This is a genomic window from Chryseobacterium sp. G0162, assembly GCF_003815715.1.
Classification (GTDB): Bacteria; Bacteroidota; Bacteroidia; order Flavobacteriales; family Weeksellaceae; genus Chryseobacterium.
On sequence record NZ_CP033922.1, the window covers coordinates 3,273,970 to 3,285,607 of the forward strand.

Below are 11,638 nucleotides of genomic sequence, written 5' to 3' on the forward strand. Positions count from 1 at the left end.
AAGTTATTTAAATAAATTATATATAGTAACCAAAAAAGCCTTCCCATCGGGAAGGCTTTATATTACTTATTGCTGATTACTCATTACTTATTATAAAGAAGCAGCGTGTACAAGCATATCTACTAACTTGTTAGAGTAACCCATTTCGTTGTCATACCAAGAAACAAGTTTCACGAAGTTAGGAGAAAGCATGATACCAGCATCTTTGTCGAAGATAGAAGTTCTCTTATCTCCTACGAAGTCCTGAGATACTACTGCATCTTCAGTATATCCTAGGATACCTTTCAATTCACCTTCAGAAGCTTCTTTAATTGCAGCACAGATCTCATCGTAAGAAGTCGCTTTTTCTAATCTTACTGTAAGGTCAACTACAGAAACATCAACAGTTGGTACTCTGAAAGACATACCTGTTAATTTTCCGTTTAATGAAGGAATTACTTTTCCTACTGCTTTAGCAGCACCTGTAGAAGAAGGGATAATGTTGTTTAGAGCCGCTCTACCACCTCTCCAGTCTTTCATTGAAGGACCGTCAACAGTTTTTTGAGTAGCAGTTGTAGCATGTACAGTGGTCATTAAACCTTCTACGATTCCAAATTTATCGTGGATTACTTTAGCTAAAGGAGCTAAACAGTTGGTAGTACAAGAAGCGTTTGATAAAATTTTGATATCATCAGTAAGTTCCTTGTGGTTTACTCCCATTACGAACATTGGAGTATCATCTTTAGAAGGAGCAGAAAGGATTACTTTCTTAGCACCAGCGTTGATGTGAGCCTGAGCAGAATCTTTAGACAAGAAAAGACCTGTAGATTCTACGATATAATCAGCACCAATTTCGTCCCACTTAAGGTTGTTAGGATCTTTCTCAGCAGTTACTCTGATTTTTTTTCCGTTTACTACAAGATCATTTCCTTCTACAGAAACTTCACCTGGGAAAATACCGTGTACAGAGTCATATTTTAACATGTAAGCCATGTATTCTGCATTGATTAGGTCATTGATTCCTACAACTTCAATGTTGTCTCTTTCAGTCATTGCTCTGAAAACAAGACGTCCAATTCTACCAAAACCGTTGATACCTACTTTAATTGTTGACATAATAGTTTGTTTTTATTAGATTTATAAAAATAATTAGATTGCTAAGATTTCTGAAATCAACATTAAATCTTTATTGATTTCGTTATGTTTTTTAATAGCTTCCTCGATAGGTGTATACACCACATCGTTGGAACGCATTCCAGCCATTACATTCGTTTGACCATCCATTAATCCTACTACTGCACCATATCCAAGTCTGCTGGCAAGCACTCTGTCTGCACAACTAGGAGATCCTCCTCTTTGCATATGCCCCAACACCGCTACACGAATGTCATAATCAGGGAATATTTGCTTTGTCTTTTCTGCTAGTTCATAAACGTTGGCTAGTTTTTCTCCTTCTGCTACTACAACAATGCTGGATGCCTTTCCTGTTTTTCCAGCTTTTCTGAATTTCTCAAAAAGATCATCTGTGCTGTCTTTCTTCTCAGGAATTAAAATATCCAAAGCTCCTGTTGCTAATCCACTGTTTAAAGCGATAAATCCTGCGTCCCGACCCATCACTTCTACAAAGAAAACTCTATTGTGAGAAGTGGCCGTATCACGGATTTTGTCAATCGCGTCCATGGCGGTATTCAACGCAGTATCATATCCGATGGTATTATCTGTTCCGAAGATATCATTATCGATCGTTCCCGGAATACCAATTACTCTGATCCCAAATTCTTCACTGAAGATCTTGGCACCTGTAAAAGTTCCGTCCCCACCAATACACACCAAACCATCGATACCTAGCTTTACGCAGTTATCATAAGCCGTCTGACGGCCTTCTTTGGTTCTGAATTCAGCGGATCTGGCAGACTTTAGAATCGTTCCACCCTGGTTGATTATATTTTTTACGGAACGGGCTCCCATTTTTAGGAAATCATTGCAGATAAGGCCATTGTAGCCTTCCCTTACTCCATAGCATTCAATATTATAGTAATTGGCGGTTCTTACTACCGCTCTTAATGCTGCATTCATACCTGGAGAGTCTCCTCCTGAAGTAAGAACTGCAATCTTTTTTACAGCACTCTCTTTCATCTAGTAAAAAATTTCGAACACAAATTTACAAAAACAAGTTCAGATTATCGTAGTAACTTTCCATTAGTTTTGAATATATAGAATTAAAAACTTCTGAAATTTGTTGGTTTGAAAATATATCGCGCTGTTTTGGTCTCAGGAGCATTCACATCAAGATCATACCACGGCGAAATATTTTTCTGAAAAGGATTGGATAACAGGTGTATAGATTGAGCAGGAGTGAACCCTTCTCCCAGTAAAAATAATTTTTTTCCTTCTTTATTTTTACAAACTCCGGCAATAAAAACTACATGGCCCGGACTTCCAGGGGTGATCAGAATGTCTCCGGTTTTTAAATCTGAGCTTTTGGTCACCGGTTGAGTTTCCTTATTAAGAGAAATTGTTCCTGCGTAATTAAAGATGAGGTCCAGATAATTCCGGAAACCCTGATAAGAATCATCAAAACCAGCCGTTTTTCTAAAGCTTACGGAATTCCCATTCACAAAAGCTCTTGTTCCATTTTTATAATCATTCCAGCTAAGGAGATGTCCACTGGTAAAATGAAATTTAATATCATCCGTCTTTTTTATTTTGTATAAATATTCAGCTCTCAGACGAATCACTGCATCTGCACATTGCTGAAGATCTTTATTTCCCGTATCAATATCAAAAACGGCTTCATGAAGATGTTGTGTGGAAATAGGCGAGTTGTCATATCTCAAAATCTGGCTTCCATAAGGTTTCAGTTTAAAATTTTCAATGAAATAGCCGAAGGAATCCGGATTTTCCTCTATCCATTCATAATCTTTCGGAGAAGAGAATCTTTCCTTGATCGTATTTTTATCTTTATTGATTTTTACAGCATTCTCTGTGATGAGATGTTCATCCTTATCCGGTTCTTCTAAAAGTCTGTCACCGGATTTTTCTTTGCCACAGCTTATGGCCAGTAAGATAATGATAAGACTCAATGTGATTTTCTTCATGGTGTTTTTTTGATTAGGCTACAAATATGAGAATTTTTGTGAGATATTGAAACTGTGAGTTGACCTACCTTTGGTTTTGTTGGAAAACGCTAAGAAACAAATAGATTTACAAGTGTTTTTTAGCCACGAATGCACGAATTTATTTTTATTAATATTTATAAGGATAACTCTAAGATCTATATGTCTATGTGGCAAAAAAATGAACCAATAGGTACATAGACGATAAGTGTAAATTAAATTATTCGCGCATTCGTGGCGATTTTTTTGCAGTATATAATTTTATCAAAGATAAAATCTGCGGACCTTAAAACACTGCTTATTCAGAATACTTTTGCGTCTTTGAGTGTTCCAATAGATAATCATCTGCATTTTCCTCTTCAGGGATCAACAGTTTTCCCCAATCATTCAGCTGCCAAAGAATCGTTACCAGTTTTTTACCGAGCTCAGTCAGGGTATATTCAACTCTAGGGGGAAGCTCATTAAAAGACTGTTTTGTCAAAATACCATCGTCAACCATTTCTGTAAGCTGTTGGTTAAGAACTCTGCGATCTACTTTTGCGATTCCACGCAAAAATTCACTTGGACGTTTTTTTCCTTCATTAATTTGCCAAACAATTGGAATTTTCCATTTTCCACTGATGGTATTGACGGCAACTTCCAACGGACAAATTTTATTTTCTTCAGCTCTTCCCTTTATTTCCATAAAATTGACTTTTTTATCCCTATGGGTGAAAAATATGCGTTATTGCTTATTTATAGAGGCTTTTAGACCTTTGTAAAAATAATAAAAATTAAAAAGAATGAGTACACTGGCAAAACAGATCGAACAGTTGAATCAGCAATTATCTTCGCAGCTTCCACAGGAGGTATTGGAAACATTTGGAAAATCTATTCAGGATTTAAAAACAAGGAAGATTGAAGAAAATAGTATTCAGATAGGAGATCAGATGCCAGCATTTCTATTGTCCAATGCTTTGGGGAAAATAATAAGTTCCAAAGAATTTCTTAACAAGGGGAAAATAATTTTGGCTTTTTACAGAGGGAGCTGGTGTCCTTATTGTAATCTGGAATTAAAATTTTTACAGGACAATCTTTCCAGAATAAAAGAAAAAGGAGCTGCTTTAATTGCTATTTCTCCACAAAATCCAGATCATTCTCTAAGTATGGTTCAGAAAAATGACCTTGAGTTTGAAGTATTAACAGATACTGATAATCATTTTGCTAAACAATTAGGTATAACTTTTAAATTGCAGGATTTTGTACTTCCTTATTATCATAAACTTGGAATTAATCTTTCTGATTTCAATAAAAATAATGGTAATGTTTTACCGGTTCCTGCTGTTTTGGTTGTGGATGAAAATAGAGTCGTCACATATAAATTTTTAGATGTAAATTACACGAATAGAGTAGATGTGGAAGAGTTAATAAAAGTATTATGACAGAAAAAAGAAAAGGAGCCCGTTCTATAAAAGATATTCCTGCTGATATTTTAATACAATTGAACAGAGGTGAAATTGAAACAGCTAATCTTACAGAATGGCTGGCCGTTGATCAAAGACTGTTGCTGGAAAATCTATTAATACAGAATAATCGGTCAGAATATTTCCAGCCTATCCTCAAAAATGTAGACCAATTGAAAAAACAAACGGTCAACACCATCAATGAAGCAATTGGATTAGGAATTCTTGATCTTGCACTTAAAAACAAAGATGAAGAATTTCTGACGAAGTTATCTACCCATCAGTCTGATCTGGTTCGTTGTTGGGCAGCTTATACTATTGGAAGAAATAATGGTCTTAATACAGTAGAAAAAATTAAAAAGATTCAGTCTTTTGCTGCAGACTCTCATTTTGGGGTAAGAGAAATTTGTTGGATGACCGTACGTCCGGATATTTCGAAAAATCTTAAAGAATGTATAGCTATTTTATCAGAATGGACGAAGCACGACAATGAAAATATCAGACGTTTTGCGAGTGAATCAACAAGACCGAGAGGAGTATGGTGTGAGCATATTGAAGCATTAAAACAAAATCCAGGACTAGGGCTGGAAATTTTAGAGCCATTAAGATCAGACTCATCAAGATATGTACAGGATAGTGTCGGCAATTGGCTGAATGATGCCAGTAAATCCCAGCCGGAATTTGTAGTGGAAATCTGTGATGAATGGCTACGGGAAAGTAATACAAAGGAAACTCAATATATTGTCAAGAAAGCCTTGCGTACCATTTGTAAGTAAAAGTTATCCACAATGTCAGAATATGAATTAAGAATTCTATCAATATTTCCCAGATCAAAATATCAGTTTAAAAGGAAAATCATCTTTGTAAGTCTGTGCAATTTGTGGTTAAAAAAGTTATCCACAATATGAGATTGTATAATAAATAGTGTTATATCTCGCACAAATTTAATAGGTTATGAAATATGCCTGTGGAGAAGGTTTTTCGAAAATAAGTCTAATTTACAGTAAGAAAAAGTTATCCACAATGTCAGAATATGAATTAAGAATTCTATCAATATTTCCCAGATCAAAATATCAGTTTAAAAGAAAAAATTATCTGTGTAAATCTGTACAATCTGTGGTTGAAAAAGTTATCCACAATATGATATTGTATAATAAATACTGTTATATCTAACACAAATTTAATAGGTTATGAAATATGCCTGTGGAAAAGGTTTTTCGAAAATAAGTCTAATTTACAGTAAGAAAAAGTTATCCACAATATGAGAATATGAATTAAGAATTCTATCAATATTTCCCAGATCAAAATATCAGTTTAAAAGAAAAAATTATCTGTGTAAATCTGTACAATCTGTGGTTGAAAAAGTTATCCACAATATGATATTGTATAATAAATAGTTTTATATCTCGCACAAATTTAATAGGTTATGAAATATGCCTGTGGAGAAGGTTTTTCGAAAATAAGTCTAATTTACAGTAAGAAAAAGTTATCCACAATGTCAGAATATGAATTAAGAATTCTATCAATATTTCCCAGATCAAAATATCAGTTTAAAAGAAAAAATTATCTGTGTAAATCTGTACAATCTGTGGTTGAAAAAGTTATCCACAATATGATATTGTATAATAAATACTGTTATATCTAACACAAATTTAATAGGTTATGAAATATGCCTGTGGAAAAGGTTTTTCGAAAATAAGTCTAATTTACAGTAAGAAAAAGTTATCCACAATATGAGAATATGAATTAAGAATTCTATCAATATTTCCCAGATCAAAATATCAGTTTAAAAGAAAAAATCATCTGTGTAAATCTGTACAATCTGTGGTTGAAAAAGTTATCCACAATATGATTTTTTGATTTGGTTTTCAGAGGCTTGTGGATGAATAATGAGTGAAATTTGATAAAAAAGCATTGCTTAATTAAATTCACCACTTTTCAGTTAAATACTTCCAATACCTTTTGGGGACATGTTGTACATGCAGTTTAATATTTTTTCTTTCAACAATATTGGTTTTGGTAAAATACCGTTGCCAAAGCGTTTGATAATTCTTTTCCTCATTATGAAACTTCTCCTGATAATTTTTAATCTCCAGTTTTTCATCGGGATAAAAGAAATCAGAGGTTTCCAGGTTATAAAGAATTCCATAATTTCTTCGTAAATCATAAATCATCCATTTCTGATCCTGGTAGCGGTCACTAAAGTGCTTTCTTATTAAAGGGAGTACATTGAAGTCAGGATCTATTTTTGAAAAGAATAGATCATCCTGCATTTTCTCGAAACGGACAAAAGCAGTCATTCGGTGACTTTCCCTGTCTACGGATTTACAAATTTTGGAGATTTTCATGATGTCAGCATCGGCATAATTTTCCAGAATGTTTTTTTCAGGATACTTTATAGATTGTCTTACTGCTGATAATATTACTTTCTCGGATTCAGTATTTTCAGATAAATAAACTTTCAGAAGCTGATGAATACCCTTTTTTCCAATACTTTGTTCCAGTTTATTTAAAACTCTTTCCGATTTTTCGGATTGTGTAACGGTTTCATGGATTTCAGCAAAAATATTTTCCTGATGGAATTTTTCTCTACAGACAATTTCCACATCCTGATAACGATATTCAAATACTTCAAATATCGCAGTGAAAAGACCATCAAAACTTCCATCATAGAGCAGGGTTGTTATCATTGGGAGATAGAATTTTTGTTTTCATATTAAAATAAGCTCAGTTGCTGCGAAAATTGATTGTGGAATTTGGAAGAACTTCCCCCAACCAATAGTTTTCTAAAATTTTTATCTGTCAAATATTTCAGATAGGCATTCCCGGCATTGAAATCAATAAAATATTTGGCTCTGTTGACCGCTGCTCCCAATTGTTTCAAATGATCCAGTGTTAACATCTGAAAACGTCTCGCACTTACAATTTTCTGAGCAGATTTAACTCCAATTCCCGGAATTCTTAAAATCATTTGGTAATCGGCAGTCTGGATGTTTACTGGAAATTGATGTAAATTTCGGAGTGCCCAACTCAGTTTTGGATCCATTTCCAAATCAAGGAAAGGAACATTTGGGTCTAAAATTTCCTCCGCTTTAAAACCATAAAATCTCATAAGCCAGTCAGATTGATAAAGTCTGTTTTCCCGAAGCATGGGTACTTCGGTAGTTAAAGAAGGAAGCCTGTTATCTTCTAAAACCGGAACATATCCCGAATAATAGACTCTTTTGAGGTTAAAGTTTTTATAAAAATGATCTGCAACTTTGATAATTTGTAGATCATTTTCATTGGTAGCTCCTACAATCATTTGAGTAGATTGTCCCGCCGGAGCAAATTTGGGAACTTTCTTTAAAATCTTTTTTTCATCCTGATATTGAACAATCCCTTTCTGAATATATCTCATAGGATTAATCATATCCTCCCGGTTCTTTTCAGGGGCTAATAGTTTTAGGCCGCTTTCAGTTGGGATTTCCAGATTTATGGAAAGTCTGTCTGCATATAATGCTGCTTCCTGCATGAGTTCTTCACTGGCTCCTGGAATGGATTTCAAATGAATATATCCATTGAAATTCTCTTCCAGACGCAGTTTTTTGGCAACCCTTACAAGCCGTTCCATTGTTGTGTCTGCATTTTTGAAAATTCCGGAACTCAAAAACAGACCTTCAATATAATTTCTACGGTAAAAATTAATCGTCAGGTCAACCACCTCTTCTACCGTAAATGCAGCTCTTTTTATATCATTTGAGCTTCTGGATACACAATAAGCACAATCATAAATGCAATGATTAGTCAATAAAATCTTGAGTAAAGAAACACATCTGCCATCTTCGGTATAAGTATGACAAATTCCGCTTATGGAACTATCTCCCAAAGCCCCTTTTTTATTCTTTCTCGTTCCTCCGCTTGATGAGCACGAAACATCATACTTCGCAGCATCAGCCAGGATTTCAAGTTTTTCTTTAAGGCGGTCAAAATTCATATAGTAAAGGGGTTGATATTATTTGTATCTGAATTGTATTCTAATTGTGTTCAAATTTAGTTCCAAAATTGATAAATGTCAACCTTTTTTCATAGAAGTTATCAACAAAAAAGAGTCTCAAAATCATTATATTTACGCCTCATTAAAGTTTATATCATGAATCATAAACCGATCGAAGGTTTTTCTAAGCTTCCAAAGCATGGGAAAATCGACTGGCTTGTAAACGAATATCTTGAAGGTAATCAGGAATATCAAAATATATTAAAACAATATTGGAATGAGGATGCAGATCTTCAGAAACTTCACGAAGAGTTTTCTGAAAATACAATTTCCAATTTCTATATGCCTTACGGAATTGCGCCTAACTTTTTAATTGACGGAAAATTATTGGCACTCCCAATGGCCGTTGAAGAAAGTTCAGTAGTTGCAGCCGCTTCCAAAGCTGCAAAATTCTGGATTGATAAAGGAGGTTTCAAAACAACCATCATCAACACAGAAAAATTAGGGCATACTCATTTTATCTTCAATGTAGAACCTCATAAATTATTACATTTCTTTAATTTCAGTTTAAAGAAAAAATTACTTGAGTCTACAGAAGACATTACAGCTAATATGAGAAGACGCGGAGGTGGAATTCTGAATATCAGCCTTGTGGATAAAACGTCAGAAATGCCGAATTACTACCAATTGAAAGCAAGTTTTGATACTGTAGATTCAATGGGAGCTAATTTTATTAATTCATGTCTTGAACAGTTTGGAAAAACATTGAGGCAGGAAGTTGCCACAAGCGAGGATTTTACTCAGGATGAAAAGAATTCATTACAGATCGTAATGAATATCCTTTCTAACTTTACCCCTGATTGTATTGTAAGAGCTGAGGTTTCCTGTAAAATGGAAGACTTAAAAGATGACAGCGGAATTTCTCCTGAAGAATTTGCTTCTAAATTTAAACAGGCAGTAACGATTGCTGAAATTGAACCTTACCGTGCCACCACTCACAATAAAGGAGTGATGAATGGAGTAGATGCTGTAGTAATTGCTACCGGAAATGACTTCAGAGCAACGGAAGCTTGTGCTCATGCATACGCTGCAAGAGATGGACAATACAGATCTTTGACACATTGTACAACCGATAACGGAGTTTTCAGATTTTGGATAGATCTTCCGATTTCTGTGGGAGTAGTAGGCGGTTTAACGAACCTACATCCATTGGTAAAGTTCTCTCTAGCATTACTTGGAAAACCATCTGCTCAGGAATTGATGAGTATTTTGGCTGTTTCAGGATTGGCTCAAAACTTCGGGGCATTGCGTTCATTGGTAACTACAGGAATTCAGAAAGGACACATGAAAATGCACTTACTAAACATTCTGAACCAACTGGGAGCTACTGAAGAAGAAAAACAGCATTTTGTGACTTACTTTAAGGATAAAACAGTGAGTCACCATGAGGTAATCAATGAGTTTAACAGAATGAGAGGAAACTAATGTTACAGATCATACTGCCTATCGTATTTCTCTGCTTTGGATTCTTTTTAAAGAAAACAACATCACCTGGTTTTCAAAGTTCCAAGAGATTTGCCAATATGTTTATCATACTGGGGATTTCTACTTTGGTGGCCAAGTTTATTTTAATGTATTTAAAGTCGAAATAGTGAAAAGAAGTGTTTTATTTTTCATGTTGGTTTCCGGTTTAAGTTTTTCACAGAAAAATTTAAAGATATCGGATTTACAGCCCAAGACTGAAGACTCTACTTTTCCAGTGGTTTCCTATGCTGAAAATCCTTTAGTTGAAAATAAAATAAATACATTTCTACAGGTCAATGAATTGGAATATGTTCCGAACTCAGGTCCTAATCCTTTTAAATTGGTTTCTTCCGGAACGACTTCTTATGCTAACTATGTTTATTTCTATAGTTGGGAAAAGTTGGAAACTCCTAAAAACATTCTGACTATCGGAATGGAGGGTGAAGCTTCAGGAGCTTATCCGGAAGGGTTCTCAGACTGGAAAAATTTTGATTTGAGAACCGGAAATTTCATTAATGCTCAGGATTTGTTTCAACCTAATTCAATTAAAGCTGTAGAGCGTTTGATTGAACAAAAAGTTAAGAAAAGAATTAATAATTATCTGGCTGAATTAAAGTCTGAGAAAAACCCGTCGGCAGAAACAGAAGACCAGATCGGAATATATGAAGGTTGTTCTACAGGAGAATCACTGGATGATATCAGATATTTTTTTGGAAAAGATAAACTGACATTTGTGGCTGGAAGATGTTCCAATCATGCGATGAGAGCATTGGATGATCTTGGGAGTCATGAACTTAAATTTACCTATAAGGAGCTTGATAAATACTGGAGTCCTTATGCAAGAAATTTATTGAAAGGCTCTGGTACAATAGAGAAAACGAGTTTCAGAAATAAACTGTATAAAGGAAAAATAGATGGAAAATATCCCATTACAGTTCTTGTATCAAGGTTTTATCCTAATAATGATAGCTCTGGAATAAGTTCTTTTCATGCAGAATATTGGTATGATAAAAGCAAAAAACTCATCCAATGGGATGGACAGTTGAAAGGAAATCATATCTCTATCACTGAAAATGACCGGTATGATGATGTTACAAGCCAATGGATTCCGAGAGCTTTTGTAGAGGCAGAAATGAAAGGGAATACAATTACAGGAACCTGGCAGGATTATAAAACAAAAAAATATTTAACCCTAGAATTAGAAGAGTTATAAAATGAAAACAATTACTTTAGTTTTTGGAGCGGTTTACGGAATGGTGTCTGTAATCCTGGGTGCATTTGGAGCACACGCTTTAAAGAAAATATTAGCTGTGGAAAGACTGGAAAGTTTTGAAACAGGAGTAAGATATCAGATGTATGCAGCCTTTTTCCTGCTGATTATCGGGTATATCTTGAAATTTGAAACTTCTGCTGAAAGATGGACCTCAATTTTAATGATTGCAGGTACCCTTTTATTCTCAGTGAGTATCTATTTCCTGAGCATGCAGGATTATCTGGGAATGAATCTTAAATTTTTAGGACCTATCACTCCGCTTGGAGGCTTGATGATGATCTTAAGCTGGGGAATGTTGATTCTTTATTTTGTTAAAAACAAAATCTAA

At 34.6% G+C, this 11,638-nt stretch carries 11 protein-coding genes; 5 read left to right on the forward strand and 6 right to left on the reverse strand.

Features of this window, described 5'->3' with window-relative positions:
• Positions 1 to 90: 90 nt before the first annotated feature.
• The 4 genes from gap to EG344_RS14905 form a co-directional block, all read right to left on the reverse strand.
• A complete protein-coding gene (gene gap, locus EG344_RS14890; protein ID WP_065399227.1) occupies positions 91 to 1,095 on the reverse strand; it encodes a type I glyceraldehyde-3-phosphate dehydrogenase in 1,005 nt (334 codons plus the stop codon).
• Between the two features lie 33 nt (positions 1,096 to 1,128).
• The gene (pfkA, locus tag EG344_RS14895) at positions 1,129 to 2,115 is read right to left on the reverse strand and encodes a 6-phosphofructokinase (RefSeq protein ID WP_123910087.1); all 987 of its coding nucleotides are present in this window, start codon (positions 2,113 to 2,115) and stop codon (positions 1,129 to 1,131) included.
• Between the two features lie 83 nt (positions 2,116 to 2,198).
• Positions 2,199 to 3,077: a DUF4846 domain-containing protein gene (locus EG344_RS14900; RefSeq protein WP_123910088.1), complete on the reverse strand. Its 879-nt coding sequence runs from the start codon at positions 3,075 to 3,077 to the stop codon at positions 2,199 to 2,201.
• A 316-nt stretch (positions 3,078 to 3,393) separates the two neighbouring features.
• Complete coding sequence (locus EG344_RS14905) at positions 3,394 to 3,780, reverse strand: winged helix-turn-helix transcriptional regulator (protein ID WP_123910089.1); 387 nt, start codon at positions 3,778 to 3,780, stop codon at positions 3,394 to 3,396.
• A 97-nt stretch (positions 3,781 to 3,877) separates the two neighbouring features.
• Here EG344_RS14905 and EG344_RS14910 point away from each other — a divergent pair, with 97 nt between their 5' ends.
• Both EG344_RS14910 and EG344_RS14915 read left to right on the forward strand, forming a co-directional pair.
• Positions 3,878 to 4,516 carry a peroxiredoxin-like family protein gene (locus EG344_RS14910; RefSeq protein WP_123910090.1) on the forward strand — a complete coding sequence of 213 codons (639 nt, stop codon included), beginning with the start codon at positions 3,878 to 3,880 and terminating at the stop codon, positions 4,514 to 4,516.
• On the forward strand, positions 4,513 to 5,313 hold the full coding sequence (locus EG344_RS14915) for a DNA alkylation repair protein (RefSeq protein WP_123910091.1): 801 nt from the start codon (positions 4,513 to 4,515) through the stop codon (positions 5,311 to 5,313). Before EG344_RS14910 ends, EG344_RS14915 begins: the two co-directional genes overlap by 4 nt.
• Before the next feature lie 1,152 nt (positions 5,314 to 6,465).
• On the opposite strand, the gene EG344_RS14920 is transcribed toward EG344_RS14915, so the two are convergent.
• Together EG344_RS14920 and EG344_RS14925 are read right to left on the reverse strand one after the other, a co-directional pair.
• On the reverse strand, positions 6,466 to 7,227 hold the full coding sequence (locus tag EG344_RS14920; protein ID WP_317126474.1) for a TIGR03915 family putative DNA repair protein: 762 nt from the start codon (positions 7,225 to 7,227) through the stop codon (positions 6,466 to 6,468).
• 26 nt (positions 7,228 to 7,253) lie between these two features.
• Positions 7,254 to 8,513, reverse strand: coding sequence for a putative DNA modification/repair radical SAM protein (locus EG344_RS14925; RefSeq protein WP_123910092.1), 1,260 nt, complete (start codon positions 8,511 to 8,513; stop codon positions 7,254 to 7,256).
• 156 nt (positions 8,514 to 8,669) lie between these two features.
• Between EG344_RS14925 and EG344_RS14930 the strand changes: the two genes are divergently transcribed.
• The 3 genes from EG344_RS14930 to EG344_RS14940 all read left to right on the forward strand — a co-directional run bounded on the left by EG344_RS14930 (position 8,670) and on the right by EG344_RS14940 (position 11,638).
• Positions 8,670 to 9,998 (forward strand): hydroxymethylglutaryl-CoA reductase, degradative, encoded by a 1,329-nt coding sequence (locus tag EG344_RS14930; RefSeq protein ID WP_123910093.1) that lies wholly within the window; start codon positions 8,670 to 8,672, stop codon positions 9,996 to 9,998.
• 166 nt (positions 9,999 to 10,164) lie between these two features.
• Positions 10,165 to 11,250: a hypothetical protein gene (locus EG344_RS14935; RefSeq protein ID WP_123910094.1), complete on the forward strand. Its 1,086-nt coding sequence runs from the start codon at positions 10,165 to 10,167 to the stop codon at positions 11,248 to 11,250.
• Position 11,251: 1 nt separating this feature from the next.
• On the forward strand, positions 11,252 to 11,638 hold the full coding sequence (locus EG344_RS14940; RefSeq protein WP_123857609.1) for a DUF423 domain-containing protein: 387 nt from the start codon (positions 11,252 to 11,254) through the stop codon (positions 11,636 to 11,638).

Bases quoted from the DNA above. Each gene is read 5' to 3' on its own strand.
- EG344_RS14910 (WP_123910090.1), top strand. From the start codon at position 3,878: ATGAGTACACTGGCAAAACAGATCGAACAGTTGAATCAGCAATTATCT.
- EG344_RS14930 (WP_123910093.1), top strand. From the start codon at position 8,670: ATGAATCATAAACCGATCGAAGGTTTTTCTAAGCTTCCAAAGCATGGG.
- EG344_RS14920 (WP_317126474.1), bottom strand. From the start codon at position 7,227: ATGATAACAACCCTGCTCTATGATGGAAGTTTTGATGGTCTTTTCACT.
- EG344_RS14915 (WP_123910091.1), top strand. From the start codon at position 4,513: ATGACAGAAAAAAGAAAAGGAGCCCGTTCTATAAAAGATATTCCTGCT.
- EG344_RS14900 (WP_123910088.1), bottom strand. From the start codon at position 3,077: ATGAAGAAAATCACATTGAGTCTTATCATTATCTTACTGGCCATAAGC.
- gap (WP_065399227.1), bottom strand. From the start codon at position 1,095: ATGTCAACAATTAAAGTAGGTATCAACGGTTTTGGTAGAATTGGACGT.
- EG344_RS14925 (WP_123910092.1), bottom strand. From the start codon at position 8,513: ATGAATTTTGACCGCCTTAAAGAAAAACTTGAAATCCTGGCTGATGCT.
- pfkA (WP_123910087.1), bottom strand. From the start codon at position 2,115: ATGAAAGAGAGTGCTGTAAAAAAGATTGCAGTTCTTACTTCAGGAGGA.
- EG344_RS14940 (WP_123857609.1), top strand. From the start codon at position 11,252: ATGAAAACAATTACTTTAGTTTTTGGAGCGGTTTACGGAATGGTGTCT.
- EG344_RS14905 (WP_123910089.1), bottom strand. From the start codon at position 3,780: ATGGAAATAAAGGGAAGAGCTGAAGAAAATAAAATTTGTCCGTTGGAA.